This is a genomic window from Nocardia sp. NPDC057455 (assembly GCF_042802775.1).
In the GTDB taxonomy this organism is placed as follows: domain Bacteria; phylum Actinomycetota; class Actinomycetes; order Mycobacteriales; family Mycobacteriaceae; genus Nocardia.
This window is the reverse complement of the sequence record NZ_JBHVDM010000112.1, coordinates 1-20956: the sequence shown is the minus strand read 5'-3', so window position 1 is coordinate 20956 and position 20956 is coordinate 1. Positions and strand designations below refer to the sequence as shown.

Sequence of the window (20956 nt, the reverse complement as noted above, 5' to 3'; positions counted from 1 at the left end):
GTGCCCCGGTGCCAGATGGCACCGGGGCACTAGGGGAATTACTAACCATCTTCCGACATGTATCCGAACTTCGGTCGCCGCCCGAACTATCCGTACCGGTGGGCGACGCGACGGTAGGCAACTCCTCCCTTCTGTTCACGGGTTACTTCATTTCTTCGTGCACTTCACTTTGCATGCCCGGCGGGCGGCGGGACCGTAATGCGTCGTGGTCCCGCAGCCGCGCCCGCCGTCTTCAACTTCACGGGCAGTTCGTCATCTCCCGTGCCATCGAGACTTCCTTTTTCGTTCGCCCCACAGAAGTTACACGGACCTACCCTGAATGTCTAGACTCGCCACGATAGATTTTTTCGCGCGATGTCGAGGTCATCTGCGGGACGACGGCGACGCCGCTGCGACGGGGTCGTTCGGGTTCCGCAGCGCGGTCTCGCGCTCAGCATTCGCTCGGTGCGGGCTCGCCGCGTAGGCGTGCGTCGATCCAGCCGCCGAGTTCGGGATAGCCGGTGACGTAACCGATCAGATGTTCGCCGCCTACGACGCGGAAGACGGCGGGAACGCCGCGGCTGCACTGCTGCCGGTACATACGCTGGGCGTCGTCGAGCGGAATCCACGGATCGTGCAAGCCGTGGTAGATGTACAGCGGGACGGTGGAAGTCCGTCCGGTCAGGTCCAATCGGTCGAACATCTTCGCGGCGAACGGGCTGTCGAGCGAGTTCGCGGTATTCGCCGCGACGTCGATCGGAATACCGACCACGCCGAGAGGCCCGGAGGCGTCGCCGCAGATGTCACGGATCGGCGAGGTTGCCACCCATTGCGCGAGATGGTTCATGTACTGCAGCATCTCGGGGTGTTCGCGTGCGATTGCCAGCGCCACCGTCAACAGGATCCCGGAGGAGATGTTTCCGTTGAACCGATGGGCTACGTTCGCGTTGTCGGTGACCAGTCCGCCCGCGGCCGCGCCGATCAGAACACCCGACAGATCCGGTGCGTACTCATCGAGCAGCATGGCCGTCGCGTAGGCGGCGATCGCACCACCCGAATAGCCGATGGCCACGTAGCGACTGTCACCGAATTCACCGGGGGAGTAGGCGCGCACCGCGCGAATGGCATCGAGCATCACGTGTGCGGCGACATTCGGTTCGGCGTATGCCATCAGCGGGCCCTCGTGGTCCGGCAGGAGGACCGCGTGTCCTTTGCTCAGCGCCCACCAGACCGACGGCAGGAAGACCGGCAGATCGGTGTTGGGGCGATCCAAGAGATCGTGCGACATCTGGAACCCGGGGGTGCAGTGCGACCCGAGTGAATTGATCGGCAACGCGTTCACCTCCACCGGCCGGGGCCCGGCTCCGGTCCACGCGGTCGCTGGGACTATCAGCGTCGCGGTTCCGAAGGAGGGCCCGCCCGTCGCCGAGGTGGACCGGAACTTCAACAGCGTCGCTCGCGAAATGGGCGTCGCCATTCTCGGGGCCGTTGTCGCCGAGACGTCGCGCTTCTCGATGATCTGACCGGGGGCCAGAGTTCCGAGATCGGCGGGCCAGGCGTCGAAGATCGGATCGTCCGTCGCCGACGGCAGTACCCCGCGCCACAGCGCGCCGTCCGCGGTGTGGGGCGGAGCCGGCATCGTGTTGTCGATCCACTGTTGTAGTGGTGAGGGACCCGCGACCTCCGGCGCTGATGGCGTGGGCGAACCGTCCGGCGGATCCGCATGCGCACGGGAAGCTTGCCCGCACAGCGACGCACAACCGACAAGCACTGTCATCACGATTGCCAGAAGCGGCTTCACGAACCTCACCCTTGATCGACCAGATTTTCGTCAGTATCGACAGTCGCTTCCCTCGATCTGGCACGGATGCATAAGGTTTCTTGGCATCTCACAGCAAGATCATCGGCCGAACTGTGGTTTTCACAATGCCGGGGGGATTGCCGGGAACGGCGGTGCTTCTTTGGGTCACCGCCCGGGGTGACGGCTTTCGCCCATCTCGACCGCAGCGACAACGCCACCGTGCCCCCGGCCCCCTGTCGCCAACTGTCTTCTATGCGTTCTCACGAAGTCGGACAACGGATCTCGCGCCGTTGGCAAGTGCCGGTTGTAGAACGCTCCGGTAGCTCGCCGCCGTGCGGCATCGCCGGTTCCAGGTGGTATGCGTGCCGGCTATCGCTTGTTTTGTGGAGAAACCAGACGACGCAACCGATCGCAAGTGAATGTCCCCAAAGATCAACAGCGGCCGTTCTCATCGGCGACGCGACCACTACTGTGGCGACGGCCGCTCGGAACGCGCAGTACGCGAAGCGTTCAGCGACGAGACGGCATCGACCTGCGAGGCTGTTCGAAACACCCATGGCCTCGGAACCTGTTCACCGATCGCTTAAGGAAGCGGAATGATCGATCGACACGCGCGAGCCACTCGCGCGCGGTCGCTGCGCACGCTGATGATCACGATCACAGTCGGTTGTCTGCTGCTGGCCGGACAACACCGAGCCGCAGCCGAGGGCGAGCCCGGAGCGTCGGCCCCGTCTGAACTTCAGCAACGGATCGACCAGGTGATACCCGCACCGCCGATACCGCCCGCGCTCTCACCACCCACCGCCGACCTGTCCCCGGAACTCGCCGCACTGTGGCGTGCGGTGCAGTCCCCGCCGACAGGGGATCCGATCTTCGACACGTGGCCGGAGCGGTTGGACGAGTCGAACCCCGGAGATCTGCTCGAACAACGCGACGTGACCGCGACGGCTGCTCAACTGATACCGGCGCCCGTCGGCCGAGCATCGCTGCTCAAATTCCGATCGACCTCCGCGACGGGAGCGCCCTCGTACGGCACAGCCACGCTGGTGACCCCGCCCACCGAATGGCCCGAGCCCGGCCACAGGCCCGTGCTGGTCGATGCCCTGCCGATCAACTCCCTCGGCATGCGATGCACCCCCAGCTACGCGATGGCACACGGACTGCTCAGCCGAAGCAATGTCACCGATGTGTTCCCTCCGACCACCGCCTGGGCTCTGAGCCGGGGCTACGCGGTCCTGATCCCCGATCACGAAGGCCCCTGGATGTCTTACGGGGAACCCAATGTCGCCGGACACGTCATACTCGACGGCATCCGCGTCGTCCGCTCGATGCCCGCGGGCGAATTCCGCGACAGTCGCTTCGCCGTCGGCGGATACTCCGGCGGCGCCATCGCCTCCTACTCGACGGCCATGCTGCTCGACGAGTACGCACCGGAGCTGGCCGGCGTTCTCGTCGGCGTGACCACCGGCGGACTCGTCACCGACAATCGAGTCATCGCACACCGATTCAACGGCAATTTCGCCTCCGGCGTTCTCATGGTGGTCGTGCTGGCGATGTCGCGCGAACACCCCGAAATCCTCGGATACCTCAACAACCTGGCCCAATGGGTGGCGACCTCCCCCATCAAGAACGCCTGCGGCGAAGTCGACGGCCCGATGGGCGTACTCGGATTACCGATCGACATCGCGGCAAACATCGCCCACCCGCTCGACAGCGATATAGCGGAGGAGATCTTCGCACGCACCGACCTCAGCGACCGCAGATCCGCCGCGCCGCTGTACATCTACCACGCAGCCCACGATTTGTGGATCCCCTTCGAGGGGGCTCGACAGCTGTACCGGCAGCAGTGCGCACGCGGTGTCCCCTCGGTCTTCCGCAGCGAGCCCGGCGAACACGTCATCGGACTCGCCACCGGCTTCCCCGGAGCCATCGCCTGGCTCGATGCCCGCCTCCGTGGCGAACCCGCCCCCGACGAATGTCCCGCCTTCCCCGACGCGGATCCGACATCGCCTCGCTGAAATGCGGCCGCTGCCCGAGACCAGCGGGCCGGGCGGGTCGTTCGCACTGTAGCGGCGTTGCCGGTGGTGGCTTTCTGACTCGCTGAGAGGGTCACCGGCGAGGTGGGAAATCTTCCGCCGTCGTGCGTTCCAGTGCGTATCGAAGTTCTGTTCGATCGTCGAAGGCGAGTGTCGTGGCGCCGTATGTTTGCACGGGGTCATGTCCGCGGCCGGCGACGACGAGGACGTCACCGGGTTGCGCGAGGGCGACTGCCATGGCGATTGCGTCGGCGCGCCTGGGTTCGAGGATGACCTCGGCGTGATCGGCGGCGTAGGCGCCGGCGGCGACGTCTTCTCGGAGTCGAGCGGGGTTGTCGGAGAAAGGGCTTTCGTCGGTGACGATGACCGTGTCGGCGAAGGTTGCCGCTGTCCACCCCAGGGGGCGGCGTTTGCCGGGGTCGCGTTCACCGGTGGCTCCGATGACGACGATGACCTTGCCGTTGGTCAAGGACCGCAGGTAGGGGAATTGCCGTTGCTGGCCTGCGGTGTTGTGCATGTAGTCGACGAATGCCAGGAACGGTTGTCCGGCGTCGATGCGCTGCATGCGGCCCGGAACGCATTCCATGCTTTCCATACCGGCGATCGCCGGATCGAGGTCGATGCCTGCTGCCGACAGGGCGGCGATCGCGCCGAGGGCGTTGTCGACCTGGTGGCGGCCCAAGAGTTCGAGCCGGACCGCGGCGCTGTGGTCGGCGCCGTGCACAACGAACGAGGTGCTGTGCTCGTCGAGTCGGATGTGGTCGGCGTAGAAGTCGGCCGCCGTGGACTGTGTCGAGAAGGTGCAGTGTGGAACCTCGGTTTCTGCGGCGAGACGTCGGCCGTAGTCGTCATCGACGCCGATGACGGCGTACTCGCATCGCTCGGTCGAGAACAGTTCGGCTTTCGTCGAGTAATAGCTTTCGAGGTCGTTGTGGAAATCAAGGTGGTCGGGGCCCAGATTGGTGAAGACACCGACGCGGAATCGGATCCCATCCACTCGGTGCAGTGCGAGAGCGTGACTGGACACTTCCAGCGCGACCGCGGACGCGCCGCCCGAGTGGAACGCTGCCAGCGTTCGTTGCAGTTCGCTGGCCTCGGGTGTCGTCCGTACCGCTGGGCGCGCGCCCCACGGTCCGCGGATGGTGACGCCGCTGATCAGGCCGGTCTCGATTCCTGCTCCGCTCAGCCCCGCGTTGAGCAGATAGGCCGTACTGGTCTTGCCGTTGGTCCCGGTTACGCCGAACACGTCGAGGTCATGGGAGGGTTCACCGTAGATCCACGAGGCGATTGGACCCAATACGCGCCGGGGGTCGTCCACCACGAACGTCGGTAGCGCGGCACATGGCCGGTCGCTGATCGCCGCGACGGCGCCGCGGGCTGCCGCCTCGACCGCGAAGGCGGCGCCATGGTGGCGGGAACCAGGTAGCGCCGCGTACACCTCGCCGGGAGAGACAAGCCGGGAATCCTGACTGATTCCCGTGATCGTCGATTCCCCGACGAGATCGGCCGAGTTCCATGGCTGGCCCAAACGCACAACCATATCGCTCAGAGACCGGTGACGCGGCGGTCGCGGACGATCGACACCCCTGATCTGCGCGGTCATGGAGGACAGTGAACCACCTCACAACCGCTGATCTGTCGAACTACGCCGTTCGCGTCCACCGTCGGCACCGGATACCGATACGCCGTCCGACGACATGCCCGCGCGGCATCCGGTCGAACCGCGGATGGGCAGCGTCGAGGTGGTTCAGGTCGCTGCGCGCACTTCGACACAGCATTCGCCGTCTCGTGGTGCGAGTACCGCGCGCACGCTGTCGGTGCCCAGACCGGTGAGTATGCCGGAGCAGAAGGCATGATTGAGCCCGCACACCAGGTCGGGGGCGGTGGTTGCCAGCGGGTGGAACGGGCAGTTGCGCAGTCGTACGCAGGTCGGGGCTTCGCGGCTGGGTTCGAAGCCGTTCCCGGCGAGCATGCCCTGCATCAGGGTCAGAGCGCGTTCGGGCCCGAGTCGGCCGGGTTTGACTCGTTCCCGCTCGGCGCCGCCGAGTTCCTCGCCGCGTCGCCGCGCGACCCGCATCGCCGCCTCGCGTGCCGTTTCGTCTTCGCGCTCGCTCAGCACGGCGGCCATCAGGATCTCGGCCAGCACCTCGTAGCGGCGTTCGGGAATGCTCACCCGGACATCGACGTCGGTGGGTTCGTAGACCTTGGGCGTGCGCCCGACCCGGCGAACGCCGCCGAGTGCCTCGTACCGAGCGCGCAGCAGCCCGACGTCGACCAGCTTGTCCAGATGGAATGCGGCCAGCTTGCGAGAGATCCCGACCTCGGCGGCAGCTTCGTCCCGGGTGACCGGCCGCCGGGCTCGCCGGATGAACCAATACATCCCGCGTCGCGACTCGTCATCGAGAACCGCGACGGCACCGATTGCCGCTTCGTTGGTCACTCCTTCACAATAACGTCTATTGGAGTAGGTGAAAACACCACTGTCTGTCCAGTACATGCGAAGGGGTTGATTTCTACCCCATTACACCAATAATTTTTGGTATTATTCGGTGAGATATGGAGGCGTGATGAGTGGCGGACCGCAACAGGGCAAGCAACCGGTGAGCGTGGCACCGGCCGGGCCGTACGCGCACCCGCTCCACCCGATCCTGGTAACGGTCCCGATCGGCGCGTCGGTCGCTGGCGTGGTGTTCGACCTCGCCTCCAATGTGGCGGCCAACCCTGCGTTTTCGGCCGAAGGCGCGCGGTGGCTGATCGCGATCGGTGTACCGGGCGCGCTGGCCGCCGCGACGGTCGGCTTCCCCGTCTCGGTCGTCGGCGGGCACGGTGTGTTCGCCGACGAGACTGTCGTATCGATGCTGCCGACCGCTCTCGGCGTCGGAAGGAGCTAGCCCATGTCACGCCCTGCTCTCCGCGTTGTCCACGAACCGGTCAACACCATCGACCTGGCCGCCGCCGAGCGCGCGGCCGGTGAGTTCCTCACCGCGCTCGGTGTCGGACTCGACGACGAACACCTGCACGCCACCCCCGGAAGAATGGCCCGTGCCTACGCCGAACTGTTCACCCCGCGACCGTTCGATCTGACAACGTTCCCCAACGACGAGGGTTACGACGAACTCGTCCTCGCCCGCCGCATCCCGCTGCGGTCGGTATGCGAACACCACCTGCTGCCGTTCGTCGGCGTCGCCCACGTCGGCTACCTGCCGGGCGAGCGCATCCTCGGACTATCCAAACTCGCCCGCATCGTCGAGCACTTCTCCCGTCGCCCCCAAGTCCAGGAACGACTCACCAAACAGGTCGCCGACTGGCTCGCCGAACAGTTGCAACCCCGAGGCGTCGGCGTCGTCATCGAGGCCGAGCACACCTGCATGACCCTGCGCGGCGTCCAAGCCACCGGCACCACCACGGTCACTTCGACCTTGCTGGGCACCCTGCGTGAAGACGCCCGCTCTCGCCAGGAGTTCCTCTCCCTCACCGGAATCGCACACTGATACCCAGCCGCACCTGGCCGCGAGCGCGACCGAGCCGGGCATAGTCAGCGGCCCGCCGCCATCACAGTTCGAAAAGCGCCGATCGCGATCGACTTCTCATCCGCGCCGCCATCCCACCGCCGGCCGATGCGGCGGCCGTGACCTGCCGGGACGGAGGCGCGAGTCATTTCGGCACGTTCCGGTCGTGTGGCCCGGCCGGGCGCGCCGAGATCTAGATGATGTTGGCGGTGATCAGCAGCTTCCAGATTTCGCCCTGGTCGACAACCTCGACGCCGAGTTTCTCCGCCTTGGTCAGCTTGCTCTCACCCACCCCCGCGCCGGTGATGAGCAGGTCGGTGTTCGCCGAGACCGAGGACGCCGCCGTCGCGCCCGCCTTCTCGCACAGGCGTTGGAACGTCGGGCGGGCAACCTTCTCACCGGAGCGAGGGTCGCTGATAGCGCCGGTGATCACCACCGTCTTCCCTGCCAAGGGCGCGCCGGCCGCGACGACCGGGGGAAGGTCTTCCGTACGCACATCCAGGCAGACGCCCGCCTCCCGCAGCCGCCGCAGTTCCGGGCGCAGGCGCGTGAGGTGCGCGACGAGGGAGGCGGCGACCTTCGGTCCGATGTCCTCCACCGCCACGAGCCGTTCCTCGCCCGCGTCGGCGACCTCTTCCAGAGAGCGGAATCCCGTTCGGGCCAAACGAGCGGCGGTGCCGTCGGAGGCCATCGGGATCGCCAGGCCGATCAGCGCGCGGCGCAGGCCGACCTGACGGCTGGCATCGATCGAGTCGATCATGCGCGCCGCCGAGACCTCGCCGATGCGTTCGAACTCGAGCAGGCGTTGTTTTGTCAGTGTGTAGAAGTCCGACGGACGCTCCAGGATGCCGGCTTCGGCCAGGCGTTCGATCCATACCGGCCCGATGGCGTCGATGTCCGCCGCCGCTCGCGACGCCCAGTGGATCAGCCTGCGCACCGTTTGTGCCGGGCAGGAGACGTTGGTGCAGAACAGCTCTCGGCTGTTGCCTTGCTCGGTCACCGGCTGCTCGCACGAAGGGCACGTGGTGGGCGGCACGATGTCGCGTTCCTCGCCGGTGCGCTTGGAGGCGTCGAGCACGCCCGCCACGAACGGGATCACGTCACCCGCGCGGCGCACCAGCACGGTGTCACCGACCTTGATGTCGCGGGCGCGAATCACCTCTTGGTTGGCCAGCGTCGCCTTCGTGACCGTCGTGCCGCCCACGAACACCGGCTCCAGCCACGCGACCGGGACGATCTTGCCCGTCTTGCCGACGTCCCAGACCACGTCGGCCAGCAACGTGGTCTTCTCCTCGGCGGCGAACTTGAACGCCAGCGCGCCCCGTGGGGAGTTCGACCGAGTCCCGGCCGCCGCGTAGGCATCGCGGTCGGCCAGCCGCAGCACCGCGCCGTCGAGGTCGTAGTCGAGTTCGTTGCGGCCTTGCTCGATCGCGGCGATCGCCGCCTGCGCCTGCTCGGCGTCGGAGCACAGCCGCATCTGCGCACCCGCGACGCCCAGTGCCCGCAGCCCCGCCCCGAGGTCGGCCGCCGCGGCGGCGGAGGTGTCCAAGTCGAAGCCGAAGAACTGCAAGCGACGCTCGGCGACCGTGGCCGGGTCCTTCGCTCGCAGCGTGCCCGCCGCGGCGTTGCGCGGATTGATCAGCGGCTTGTCGGGATGCGCCGTGTTGTAGGCGAGGAAGGTCGAACGCAGCATCACCGCCTCGCCACGTACCTCTACCCTCCCCGGGACGTCGATCCGCTCGGGGACGCCATCGACCAACGCGCGGACCAGCACGGTCACGTCGTCACCGGTGGTGCCATCACCCCGGGTAACGGCCCGCACCAGCCGCCCCTCCTCGAAGACCAGGGCCAGCGACAGGCCGTCGAGCTTCGGCATCACCACCACCGGCTGGCCGGGGAAGCGGTCGAAGAACGCCGCGACCTGCTCGGACTTGGTCGCCTTCTCGAGTGACAGCATGGGACGCGAGTGCCGGACCGGGGCGTGCAGCACTGCGGGCGCGCCGACCTGCTCCAGCGGATTCGGGTCGGGCGTGAGGTCTGGGTGCGCCTCGATCAGGCCACGCAACTCGTCCTCGAGCGCGTCGTACTCGGCGTCCGCGACCAACGGCGAGCCCTGGTAGTAGGCGTCACGCAGCGCCACGATGCGGTCCGCGAGTTCTTGGATGTGTTCCCCAGTTTCCACAACACTCGACGCTACCGACACCCACCGACACCCACACGGAACGACGAGGTTCGTCCGTCTACAACTCCGGCAAGTCCGGAAGTGGCCCGGAGCTGAGGCGCTGGGCGGTGCGTTTGTTCATGCCGAACATGCGCAGCACGCGGTAGGTCATCTCGTCCGCGAGTGCGTCGGCGTCCGCGGCCGGGTCGGCGTCGAGCAGTTGCAGTAACCCGAGCAGTGTGCCGCCGGCGGCCATGACGGCGAGGGCGGGGTCCATCGGCTCGAATCGACCGGCCTGCTGCGCGGCGAGGATGTCGCGGCGTGCTCGTGGGGCCAGTCCCTCGTCGCGCAGCATCACGCCCATCCCGGAGTTGAGCACCACGCGCACCATCTCCGGGATCTGCCGCTGCAGCCGGCCGGTCATGCGGAAGCTGACGGCGAAGACCTCGGCCGGATCGTCGTACAGGGCCACGATGCCGTCCCGCATCTCGCTGTAGACCTGCAATGCCGAGCGCACCGCCTCGTCGAACAGCTCGTCCTTGGAGTGGAAGTGGTTGTAGAAGGAGCCGAATCCTACGTCGGCAGCGTCGGTGATCTCCTGGATGCTCACCGCCGAACGCCCCTCCGACAGGAATTTGCGGGCGGCCCCGAGCAGGGCGTTGCGGGTGCGTTCACGGCGGCGGTCGGTGCGCGTGCGCGTCACGGATTCGGCAGTCATCCAGGCCCTCCACGTCGTGTTGTCGTGCGAATCATAACTGACAAAACACTCAGTGCCGATTTGTGAGGATGCTCTAACAGTTCTGATCAATACATCAGAATTGCTTGACGCCAGGCTTCATCTTGACTGATGATTTCATCATCTAGCTATGGAGGTGGCCGTGACAAGCACTGACAGCGGAGTCGAGACCGGGCGAACGGTCCGGGTCGGCGACCGCGACATCTACTTCATCGAAGCCGGCGCCGGGCCGGTCGTCGTGCTGCTGCACGGGGGAGGCCCGGGAGCGTCGGGCGCATCGAACTACTCGCGCAACATCGAGGTCCTGGCGAAGACGTTCCGAGTGATCGTCCCGGACATGCCGGGCTACGGCCGCTCGAGCAAACGCATCGAACAGTCCGACCCCTTCGGCGACCTCGCGTCGGCGGTCGGGGGCCTGCTGGACGCGCTCGACATCCCGCGAGCGCACCTGATCGGCAACTCCTACGGCGGCGCCGCGGCGCTGCGGCTGGCGATGGACCGTCCCGAGAAGGTCGGCCGGCTGATCCTGATGGGCCCCGGCGGAGTCGGCACCACGCGTAGGTTGCCGACCAAGGGTTTGCAGTCGCTGCTGTCGTACTACACCGGTGCGGGGCCGACTCGGGCGAAACTGGCGACCTTCCTGCGCGAGTACCTCGTCCACGACGCGAGCGCGATCTCCGAGGACATCATCGATGGGCGCTACCAGGCCAGTGTCGATCCGGAAGTGGTGGCGAACCCACCGCTGCGCCGCCCATCGGGACCGGCGGCGTTACGCACGCTGTGGCGCATGGACTTCACTCGCGACGCGAGGTTGAGCGGGGTCGCTCATCCGACGCTGGTGATCTGGGGCGCGCAGGATCAGGTCAACCGGCCGGGCGGCGGTCGCATGCTGGCCGAGAGGATGCCGAACTGCGATCTCTATCTCGCGGCCGGTACCGGGCACTGGGTGCAGTGGGAGCGCGCCGGCTTGTTCAACGAATTGGCTGTCTCCTTCCTCGGAGAGTCGCGGTGAACGATTTCCCGGGTCCCGACACCGACCTCGACTCGGTTTTCGGCGCCGTCCATCTCGGTTACCTGGTGGCGCACTCGCGGCGGCTGACCGAGTGGCGTCGTTTCGGTGAGCTCGCGATCGGCATGCACACCGATGCGCTCGACGAGGACACCCTGCGCTTCCGGCTCGATGACCACGCATGCCGCTTCCTGATCCGACGCGGGCACGCCGAGGACGTGACCGCACTGGGCTGGCAGATCGACGATCACGAGACCTTCGAGCGGATCCTCGCGCGCGTGGCCGACCGGGGGGTGCCGATCGAAGAGGGCACCGCCGAGGACACCGCACTGCGGGGTGTGCAGCGGTTATGGCGCTTTCCCGGCCCGAAAGGTATCGCCACCGAGATCTTCACGACGCCGATGACCACGTCCGAACCGTTGCGGATGCTCGGTTCCGGCTGGGTGACCGGTGAGGCGGGCATGGGACATGTGGCGATCGTGTCGCGCGAACCGGAGTCGATGCACGGCTACTACCGCACGCTGTTCGATTCGCGGCTCTCGGACTTCATCGACGAGAACATTTCCGGGCTGAAGATGAAGATCCGTTTCCTGCGGGTCAACGAGCGCCATCATTCGATCGCCATCGCCAATGTCCGCGGCGTGAAGCTTGATCCGCTCCGCACTCGGGTGCAGCATGTCAACATCCAGTCGGCGACGTTGGACGACATGCTCGCCGCATACGGACGGGTCACCGAACTCGGTTTCCGGATGGCGTGGTCGGTCGGGCAGCACACCAACGACCGGGAGCTGTCGTTCTACTGCGTCACCCCGTCGGGCTTCGAGCTGGAGGTCGGCTGGAACCCGATCGTCGTCACCCCGGAGCGGGAAGCGGCCTGGGAAGCCACCACCTATCAGGGCATCAGCATCTGGGGGCACCACACGGTCTCCGAGACCGTGCTCGACAAGCTGGCGCGAGTCCGCGCCGCGGCCGGGCGGTTGCGCACACCGGAGATCACCGTGCCCGAACTGACCGGAGGGATGTCGCGATGAGCGAGTTCGACCACGAGGTGGTGATCGTCGGCCTCGGCCCGACCGGCCTCACCCTGGCGAACCTGTTGGGACGCAGGGGAATCGACGTGCTGGTGCTGGAGCGGGAACCGAAGTTCTACGGATTGGCGCGTGCGGTCTACACCGACGACGAGGGCATGCGCATCTTCCAGACCGCCGGTATAGCCGACGAATTGGCCACGGACATGAATATCGACTCCACGGTGCAGTGGGTGCGCGGTGACGGCAAGCTGCTGGCCCAGTTCAGTCAGATCGAGCGGCCATTGGGCTGGCCGGTGTCGAACTTCCTGTATCAGCCGTATCTCGAGAACGGCCTCGAACGCGCCCTGAAGAGCTACCCCCACGTCACCGTGCGCCGCGGTCGCGCGGTGACCGGTTTCGATCAGGATGAGGAGGGGGTCGGCGTCGACCACGCCGGCTGCACCGGCACCGGCTACGGCAAGCACGAACCCGAGATCGATCCCGGCACTGTCGAACGGGTGCGGGCGAAGTTCCTCGTCGGATGCGACGGCGGTCGCAGCATCGTGCGCACCGATTTGGGAATCGACATGTCGGGTACCAGTTTTCCCGAGCGCTGGCTGGTGGTGGACCTCGAGGCGCGCGACGGTGTCGACGCGTTCCGGCACCTGCCGTACTTCGACTTCGTCTGCGATCCGAAGCTGCCGATCGTGTCCTGCCCGCAGCCGGGTGGGCACCACCGGTTCGAGTTCATGCTGCACGATGACCAGACCAAGGAGGAGATGGAAGACCCGGACACCGTTCGCGCCCACATTTCCCGGTTCGTCGATCCGGACGAGGTCGAGGTGCTGCGCAAACTGGTGTACACCTTCAACGCGGTGGTCGCCGATCACTGGCGCGAAGGGCGGATCCTGCTGGCGGGCGACGCGGCGCACATGACGCCGCAGTTCATCGGTCAAGGCATGAATTCCGGTGTGCGCGACGCGGACAATCTGTCCTGGAAACTCGCCGCGATCCTGCGTCACGGCGCCGATCCGGCGATCCTGGACAGCTACGAGCGCGAACGCCGCCCGCACGCCAAGGCCATGATCGACCTCTCGGTACTCAACAAGAACATCGTCTCGGTCGACAACAAGGCGCTGGCGGCCGCTCGCGACATCGGGCTCACCACCGCGGTCCGCGTGCCGGGCCTGGGCAGCTGGATCCGCGGTGCCAAGATGAAACCGCGGCCGCGATTCCGGCGCGGCGCGTTTCTCGGGTTGCCGCGGCCGTTGCTGCGCGGGGTGGAGGGCACGCTGGCCCCGCAGCCGCAGATCCGGACCTACGAGGGCAGGCATCGCAGGTTCGACGACACGCTCGGTCTCGGCTTCGCCGTGCTCGGCTACGGCGTCGATCCGCGCCAGGCGTTCTCCGCCGCGGACCTGACCGCCCTGCGCGCCCTCGACGCCCGGTTCGTCACCGTCTACCCGATCGGGCGGCGGCCGCAGGGCAAGCCGGGCGATGGCCGTGACGACGTCGTCGACATCGAAGACCACACCGGTGCGCTGATCCGCTGGTTCCGCAAGGCCCGGCTGCGCCCGGGCGGGGTGGTGCTGCTGCGCCCCGATCGGTTCGTCTTCGGAACCGCGACCGCGGAAGCGGCGGCATCGCTGGTCGCCGAATTGACCCGCCAGCTGCGCCTGCCCGCCGAACCGGTGGCCACTTTTGCCACCCGCCCACTCGACGAACCAGCCCGCGCCGATCTTCCTCCCCGATACGAGGAGTCTCGATGATCTCCACCGAGAACGACTCACCGGTGATCCTGGCCGCCGCCCAGCGGCTCGATATCGCATCGGCCGGCGGCGAACTCGTCGCCCCGGTGCGCACCTCACCGGCCGCGAGGATGTCGGCGTGGCCTGTGCCGTGCAGCTGAACGCGGTGAGCGTGCGCGTCGCGGTCGGCCACGTGATGACTGCCCTCGAGATCGTCGACCTATCGCCGACTGGGCATCGGCCTCGCCGACACCGCCTCCTGCGGCTGGTTCACACTCGGTGAGCAGCGCTGCGCGCTCGACAACTTCGGGCGGTGCCGCCGAACCGCTGCACGTCCTGCGCGCGACAGCGCTGCATCAAACCCGACTCGCGGTAGTAATGCCGATGGCGGAGTGGACGTGCGGGCGGAGCGCGGGGATCTGGACAGTGTGGCGAACGGCCCCTGTTCGGGCACTCGGCTCACGAGACCGACTCATCAGTCGGCGGGTGGTTGCGCGAACGCGCAACGAAACCTGCCTGCGCGGCTGGCCTTATGCGCGTCGCTCGCCCGGATCGGCGCGGGTTGTACTCGGTGATGTGTATATGTCGCCCCGTCGGGTCGGCGGTACCGACAACGCGAGTGCGACAGCACCTCGCGTGATCGGCAGACCGGCCCATCCATTTGCCCGACTGCAGCGCCAAGCGGGGAATGCGGCGATCGCGGGGCTGCTCGCGTCGCCGAGAAGCACACGGCTGCAACGCGCACGGGTCGATCTTCCGTCCGGCGGTGGGGTCGGCGACGCACCCGCCACGAACCATCGGGAGGGTGTCCTGTTGGTGCTGGACCGGATGCACGTGTTGTGGGGTATCGAGAACCCTGACTACACCGCGATCTACCCGGCGATCGCCGCGCTCGGCCCCGGCACCGCGGTGACCGATCCGTCACATCTCACGCTTCTGCGCAACGCCCTGAACCGGACATTGGAGCCCGTACTGCCGCGCGAAGTCGCCGCCGCACAGTACGGCATCCAGTTGGGAGCCGCCGTGGGCGTCGGGCAACCGAACCATGCGGCCGACATACTCGTAGTGCAGGATCTGCTGCATTCACGGTGGCATCTGACCGACGATGTCTATACCACCGAACGGGCCGCTGCGATCGGCAGCGGTGCCACACCCGAGACATTCGCGGGGATTTCCCGGCTCAAAGCGGCGACGCTGGCAGGAACCGGCAAAGCCGGCTGGGCGCCGCTGATTCGCGCGGACGAATCCGGCCCGGCCGGTCCGGGTGGTACCGATCGGCTCGGCGACCGGACGTACACCTCCGGCGAATTCCTGGTTTTCGTGCCGGCCGGTGCAACTGTCGACCTTGTCAACCATGTGCACGTGTTCTTCGCTGCCGGAGGTGTAATCGGCGGAAGCTCACACATCGAGCACCACGGCCTGCGTGGAGCAGCCGACGTAGGAAACCGGATCCTCGTCGGCGTGCGAGGGGAACAGGGCCGCGCGTTCACCATCACACTGCCGCAGATCATCGACGCGCTGGCCGGCGTGGGCCGCCCCGCATCCGTCTCGGACATCACCATGAGCGCGCACAGCCGCGGCAACGCCGGCCTCGCCGCCACTCTGCGGCACAGATTGATCCCCGCCTCGCTGATCGCCCATATCACCATCCTCGACGGCAACGACCAGGCCCCGACAATCCTTGCCGCGATCCGGGCCAGCGGTGTACCGCTGAGCAAGGTGACCGCGGACATCGTCACCACAGGACAGTTCGGCACCTTCCCGGCCGGTATCCGGACCAGATCGATGGACCCAGCAGCCATCCGCGCGATCGGCTATGCACGGCTGATCAACGACGCACAGGCGCTCGGCCGGATAAGCCCATTCCCGCCGGCGATCGCGGCAATGGCCGCCGCACTGCCACTTCCAGCGCGCGGCACCTTCACCACAGCGAGCCCGGCCCCCAGCGGCAAAGTCGACATCAACGCCTTCAGCCGCGACCCCGCCCACACCGCAGCCCTCCGAGCACTGCGACGAGGCGAACGCACGGTGTCCAACATCGGCGCACTGGCCGGATCGGAGACGACCTCCGCATACGCCTTCATCGAATGGAACGACCTCCTGAACCTTCGCCTCCCCAACGAACCGAGATCCACCTGGCGCTCGGTAACGCCCGGCATCTACTCCCACCACCTGTTCGTCGCCGAAGTCGCCGGAGAAACGCTAGCTTGACATCGACCGACCTCGACCGTGCAAGGGCATCCGTGAAAGGCCTTCCGGCTTGAGATCTGCCCACGAAAAGGCCTTCGAAGCCCACCTCGCCGAGGAGTGCAGCGTCGGCTGTTCCATCATCAAATCCTTGACGGATGACGGCAACCTGCTCTCGCAGCATCTACGGTCCCCACGTGGTCCCCAACTCCGTGTGGTCTGACATGAAGAAAGCCCCTCCGACGCTGGTCAGAGGGGCTTTCTCGTCTGTCGGGCTGACAGGATTTGAACCTGCGACCACTTGACCCCCAGGTCGATCCGGGGGCCGTTTAGCCAGGTCGTTGGGGGTTTTAGATAGTTCGGCGTTGTCGGTGAATCGACTGGTTGTTTGTCATCGTTCATAGCGTGTGGTCCCGTTTTGGTCCCGTGGTCCGGCGCTCAGACACTCTGACCGCGGGCTCGGGAAAAGGAAGACCCTCTCGACGCTCACGCGTGTGTCGGTCTGGCGCGCTACTGTCTCGGCGTGGGAGTAGGGGACATCACTCGACCGTCCGTGTTGGCGGCGTTGCGCGAGTACGACAAGCTCGGTGAGGACGCGTTTCTGGAGCGCTATGGCTTCGACAAAGCGCGAGCTTTCTATCTTCAATACGACGGCAAGCGGTATGCCTCCAAGGCGGTTGTCGGTGCGGCGCATGGCTACCTTGATGATCGAAAACCATTGCAATCCAGCGAGTTCAGTGGAGGCGAAAGTGTGGTCGCCCGGAAGCTGAGGGCGCTCGGATTCATGGTGCCGCCCAGGCGCTCGCCTGATTGGACTAGGGACGAGGTGATCCTCGCATGTGATCTAGTCATGCAGAACGGTTGGCGTCAGCTGGAGGACACTGACGAGCGAGTCATCGAGCTTTCCGGCCTGCTCCAGCTTCTCCCGATTCACCCCCACGGGGTGCGCAGCGATACGTTCCGGAATCCAAACGGCGTGGCGCGTAAAACTGCGGACATTGCCTCGCACCGTCCTGGATATCAGGGACGGCCAACCAACGGCGGTGAGATGGACCGGATTGTCCTGCAAGACTTCACCGATCAGCCTGAACACATGCACGCTGTAGCCGAGTTCCTTCGGGATGCCGCTCGAACCGAGAGCTTTCAGCAGATGCCGGCGACGCCTGACGACGAGCAGGAGGACGACGGGAGCGATGTTGCTGCGAGAGAGGGCCGGCTTTTGAAGCGGTGGCACTACTCGCGCGAACGAGACCGCGGCCTGCGCCAAAGGAAGATCAATACGTTCGCCAAGTTGAATGGATGCGTCTTCTGCGAGGTTTGTGGCTTCGACTTCGAGAGTGTTTACGGGGCGCGGGGGTCGATGTTTGCCGAGTGCCATCACATCGTGCCCCTGCACGCCTCTGGCGACACCACAACCTCTCTGGACGAGCTGATCCTTCTGTGTTCCAACTGCCACCGAATGATCCATCGCGGCACGCCATGGCTGACGCCCGATGAATTGCGAGCACTCATCGCAGCCAATATGGAACGGGGCGAGTGACCAGTGACTTCGGAGATGTCGAGGATCTTGAGCTAAGGCTTGTGCCGTCTGGCGATTGGATGATGAGACCTGTTGTGAACTGCGCAGATTCCTCTTACGGCTTCTCAGTGGTTCTGGTGCTTCCCGAGCGTGTGACGGCCTGGAGACGGCCTGGCGGGCGGGAGAAGATCCGTCAGGTGAAAGGTAGTGACTGGCTAACGTTCCTGAGCCTGATCATCCTCGGTGCTGTCGAGCTTTTCACGCCTCCTAGTACGACTAGTAGCGCTGGTTGTGTCGGCTACTGGTCAACCCGGCAGACCGCCACTGACTGTCGGCACCGAGTTGTCCCCTTCCCAGGTAGCGCGGTCGGCCCGATGAGCGCTCTGCGCCTTCTGCCGTCTCTCGTGTTCCCACTTGAGGTATGCATCGGTGTCTCGTCGGCTGACGAGCTTCGCGCGCTTCTTCTTCCGTCGGCTAGCCGGGCCTGGCACCGCCATACTGGAGCCCCGCTGACACTCCAGGCAAACCCTCGCCCTACGCGAAACGCGTTCGACGAAGCGGTACTCCGGCGCGATGCGGGCTCCGCAAATCATCACGTCTGTCTTATCTGGTGGTAGGCGATGATAGACGCCTCCAAAGACCAGCCAGCGGCCTTCGGACTGTCGAGGTCTACTCGCCGTCATGCTTGGATGTTAGCCCTGGTGTTTGATGGTTCGTTCGAGATCCGATCGACCTCTTCGTCCCGAACGTTGCTCCCGGGTGTCGAGGGGAGCCGGGCAGTGCCGCTGAGCTGCTGGTTGGCGACGTTCCGTGTCCCTGCGCGTCTTCTGGTAGGCAAGTCTGTCGCTGCCTTCCTGCTGCCTGATCAGGCCAGACGAAGTCGCGAGCCACTCATTACGAGGTGGGGCAGGTGCTGATTAGGGAAAGTCTCGGCCGCACCTGCCAGTGGGCGGCGGTGGCGGCGGGAGGTTGGAATAGAACTTATCTGACCTCATCGATCTTCTACGCCATAAGATTTTGTACAGGTCAGAGATCTGACGTAGGCTAGTGAAAACTTCGGCCCAGAGTGGCCGTCGATGAGCTATTGGAGAACTTCGTGAAAAAGAACTTCGACCGGATCAGGGTGGGTGACCTCACGGTCGATCCGTCGATGGATACCGGGCGTCTCTACATGCAACGCGAGGAGATTGTCGCCTGGACTGACAAGATCACCGAGGGCTGGGACCCGGAGATGCTTCTGCCGGCTCTGGTGTCGAAGCGGGCCGACGGCACGTACGTGATCATTGATGGTCAACACAGCAACCAGGCCTGTATAAGGAAGGAGGGCCCCGACTTCCTCCGCGACACGATGGTCTATGAAGGGCTGACCATCCAGCAGGAGGCAAAACTCTTCCTCGCCGCAAACAAGCACCGCAAGCCGGTCAAACCATTCGACAACTTCCGGGTCTCGCTTACGGCGGGTGACCCCATCGCGATTCGCGTCAACGATGAAGTGCAGGCGCTCGGCGACGACCTTCAGGTAGCTGCCTCCCCGAGCGCGAATCGTGTCGGTGCCGTCCAGGCCCTGCTGGCAATGGGTAAGACGCCGGGAATGGTCAACCGAGTGTTGAAGGTGGTCAGTTCAGCTTGGGGTCGCGACGCTAGCACCTGGGACAACATCGTCCTGCGGGCAGTGGCCATGGTGCTCGATTGGCCCGGGAACTGGGAACTTGCAGATGACGCACGGCTCATCAAGGTACTGAAGCGCGGAGGCTCTCCGACGATTTGGAAGCAAAACGCCGTGCGTCAGAGGGCGAGCGGCGGCGGGTCGGCGTCTCGGTCGACGCCGATGGCGCTGCATATCATCCAGGAGTACAACGTGGGCTTGGATCGCGAGAAGACGCTCGTGAGCGGCCGGCCCAAGAAGGCGCCGTCCAGCCCTGAGACCGCGTCATAGACAGGCGTCTGGATGTCGTTCGGGTCAGTCGAGGTTCTTGGCTCGCTGACGCCGAACTTGGGCTACGCACGTAGATCTGGGTGATCTCTCGGCCGTCTCCGGCGACCTGGCGAAATACAACCGAATATGGCTCTGAACTGGGCAAGAACATCTTTGCGGTTCTGCCCAGTTCTCTGGCGTTCGGGGACCCTCACGGCCTGGATACGGCCTGAGAGTCCCCGTAGCCGGTCATGCCGGTTCGATCTCGATGATCTCGATCTCGGTGTCAAACGGGACATGGATCTTGTCGTCATAGGCCGCGCGGTCGAAAACCTGGCCGTGACGTACCCACAGGGTCAGCCCGGGCCTCGGACCAGAGTCCCACCTCTTGATCTTGAGAATCTTCGCTTGGTAGTTCACACCTCGCTGATCATCGTGGCAGCCCATGAACTTCCCGACGTACGACTCGTCAATGTCGTTCGCGGTGAGGCGGTGATTAGTGACGGTGCCCTGCGTGCTTGGGCCGTCGATGAGGTCGGTTCTGTAGATCTCCGGCTCGCTCGAACTCGGATTTGTTGTCATGCGCCGTATCTCGCTCGCTGGTGATCGCTCGTTACAACATGGGTTGGCCCTGCTGGGTGGTGGTCTGCGCATAGGTGGGGCTGGCTACCCGCCTGCCCCGATAGGGCCTGCCCTTCTCGCGTAGAGGCTCCGCGGTCAAGGGTGGCGAAAGCCATCAGCGAAGCTGACGCGCAGCGCTCTTGACGGTGGAGGGGCGCGGGAACACAATGCAGGCCACCAGTCAGCAGGGCCACGCGGCCGGAGGTCGCGCAGACCTTCTAGGTCGGTTCTATCTGGCGATCCAATGAGATGTGATGGGTTGGCCTGCGTTTGATCGTCCTACCAACGGGGTTTACTGGCCCGCGAGTGATGACGAGTGTGTGTCCACTTCCCCGTGGTCTGCCGTTATCTCCGCACTCAAGGACGAATTCGGCTGACGACACTCGGACCTCCCCGGAGTCCGGAAAGACCGTGACCAGAAGGTCTGTGCCTTCCACCGTGAGCCTGACACTCGGTCGCTGTTCTCCCATGTGTATCAGTGTTGCGCACGCACCCGTCAGAATCCTAGGGCTGGACCACGGCCGGTTGACCGGGCAGAGCGTCGGCCGATTCGTGGGCGGCTGCGGGAGGTAAGTCGGGTACGGCTCTCGTCGTGCCCACACTTCTCGGTTATCGAATATCAGCCATCTCGGTTCAGGTGGTGACGGCGCTGCGTGCGGCCGACGCACCGCCGCGCCTGGTGCCCGCCAGCGTAGCCAGGGCGCCGGTTGCGTGGCGTAGCGCGG

16 protein-coding genes are annotated in these 20956 nt (G+C 65.5%); 10 read left to right on the top strand and 6 right to left on the bottom strand.

The annotated features are described in order from the left end of the window. Window positions 1-430: 430 nt before the first annotated feature. Window positions 431-1618, bottom strand: coding sequence for a lipase family protein (locus ACFU5M_RS30435; RefSeq protein ID WP_379054337.1), 1188 nt, complete (start codon window positions 1616-1618; stop codon window positions 431-433). A 758-nt stretch (window positions 1619-2376) separates the two neighbouring features. Between ACFU5M_RS30435 and ACFU5M_RS30430 the strand changes: the two genes are divergently transcribed. Beyond that, on the top strand, window positions 2377-3798 hold the full coding sequence (locus ACFU5M_RS30430; protein ID WP_379054336.1) for a lipase family protein: 1422 nt from the start codon (window positions 2377-2379) through the stop codon (window positions 3796-3798). A gap of 91 nt (window positions 3799-3889) precedes the next feature. Here the strand turns inward: ACFU5M_RS30430 and ACFU5M_RS30425 are convergent, their stop codons facing one another. Then, window positions 3890-5356 carry a UDP-N-acetylmuramoyl-L-alanyl-D-glutamate--2,6-diaminopimelate ligase gene (locus ACFU5M_RS30425; protein WP_379054335.1) on the bottom strand — a complete coding sequence of 489 codons (1467 nt, stop codon included), beginning with the start codon at window positions 5354-5356 and terminating at the stop codon, window positions 3890-3892. A gap of 207 nt (window positions 5357-5563) precedes the next feature. Beyond that, window positions 5564-6256, bottom strand: coding sequence for a helix-turn-helix transcriptional regulator (locus ACFU5M_RS30420; protein WP_379054334.1), 693 nt, complete (start codon window positions 6254-6256; stop codon window positions 5564-5566). Window positions 6257-6383: 127 nt separating this feature from the next. Between ACFU5M_RS30420 and ACFU5M_RS30415 the strand changes: the two genes are divergently transcribed. Continuing rightward, a complete protein-coding gene (locus ACFU5M_RS30415) occupies window positions 6384-6707 on the top strand; it encodes a DUF2231 domain-containing protein (RefSeq protein WP_379054333.1) in 324 nt (107 codons plus the stop codon). A gap of 3 nt (window positions 6708-6710) precedes the next feature. After that, window positions 6711-7307 carry a GTP cyclohydrolase I FolE gene (gene folE, locus ACFU5M_RS30410; protein WP_379054332.1) on the top strand — a complete coding sequence of 199 codons (597 nt, stop codon included), beginning with the start codon at window positions 6711-6713 and terminating at the stop codon, window positions 7305-7307. 211 nt (window positions 7308-7518) lie between these two features. Here folE and ligA read toward each other — a convergent pair whose 3' ends face one another. Both ligA and ACFU5M_RS30400 read right to left on the bottom strand, forming a co-directional pair. After that, window positions 7519-9507: an NAD-dependent DNA ligase LigA gene (ligA, locus tag ACFU5M_RS30405; protein ID WP_379054331.1), complete on the bottom strand. Its 1989-nt coding sequence runs from the start codon at window positions 9505-9507 to the stop codon at window positions 7519-7521. Between the two features lie 58 nt (window positions 9508-9565). Beyond that, entirely contained in the window at window positions 9566-10204 is a 639-nt protein-coding gene (locus ACFU5M_RS30400) for a TetR/AcrR family transcriptional regulator (RefSeq protein WP_379054330.1), read from the bottom strand. A 160-nt stretch (window positions 10205-10364) separates the two neighbouring features. Here ACFU5M_RS30400 and ACFU5M_RS30395 point away from each other — a divergent pair, with 160 nt between their 5' ends. The 7 genes from ACFU5M_RS30395 (at window position 10365) to ACFU5M_RS30365 (ending at window position 19631) form a co-directional block, all read left to right on the top strand. Further along, window positions 10365-11234, top strand: coding sequence for an alpha/beta fold hydrolase (locus ACFU5M_RS30395; protein WP_379054329.1), 870 nt, complete (start codon window positions 10365-10367; stop codon window positions 11232-11234). Next, window positions 11231-12262 (top strand): VOC family protein, encoded by a 1032-nt coding sequence (locus ACFU5M_RS30390; RefSeq protein ID WP_379054328.1) that lies wholly within the window; start codon window positions 11231-11233, stop codon window positions 12260-12262. Before ACFU5M_RS30395 ends, ACFU5M_RS30390 begins: the two co-directional genes overlap by 4 nt. Then, window positions 12259-14010 (top strand): bifunctional 3-(3-hydroxy-phenyl)propionate/3-hydroxycinnamic acid hydroxylase, encoded by a 1752-nt coding sequence (locus tag ACFU5M_RS30385; RefSeq protein ID WP_379054327.1) that lies wholly within the window; start codon window positions 12259-12261, stop codon window positions 14008-14010. The genes ACFU5M_RS30390 and ACFU5M_RS30385 overlap by 4 nt, the downstream gene beginning before the upstream one ends. Further along, window positions 14007-14150, top strand: coding sequence for a hypothetical protein (locus ACFU5M_RS30380; protein ID WP_379054326.1), 144 nt, complete (start codon window positions 14007-14009; stop codon window positions 14148-14150). The genes ACFU5M_RS30385 and ACFU5M_RS30380 overlap by 4 nt, the downstream gene beginning before the upstream one ends. A gap of 475 nt (window positions 14151-14625) precedes the next feature. Continuing rightward, window positions 14626-16200 (top strand): hypothetical protein, encoded by a 1575-nt coding sequence (locus tag ACFU5M_RS30375; RefSeq protein ID WP_379054325.1) that lies wholly within the window; start codon window positions 14626-14628, stop codon window positions 16198-16200. Between the two features lie 499 nt (window positions 16201-16699). Then, on the top strand, window positions 16700-17716 hold the full coding sequence (locus ACFU5M_RS30370) for an HNH endonuclease (RefSeq protein WP_379054324.1): 1017 nt from the start codon (window positions 16700-16702) through the stop codon (window positions 17714-17716). A gap of 1075 nt (window positions 17717-18791) precedes the next feature. Continuing rightward, window positions 18792-19631: a DUF6551 family protein gene (locus ACFU5M_RS30365; RefSeq protein WP_379054323.1), complete on the top strand. Its 840-nt coding sequence runs from the start codon at window positions 18792-18794 to the stop codon at window positions 19629-19631. Between the two features lie 228 nt (window positions 19632-19859). On the opposite strand, the gene ACFU5M_RS30360 is transcribed toward ACFU5M_RS30365, so the two are convergent. Beyond that, window positions 19860-20192 carry a hypothetical protein gene (locus ACFU5M_RS30360; RefSeq protein WP_379054322.1) on the bottom strand — a complete coding sequence of 111 codons (333 nt, stop codon included), beginning with the start codon at window positions 20190-20192 and terminating at the stop codon, window positions 19860-19862. Window positions 20193-20956 lie beyond the last annotated feature (764 nt).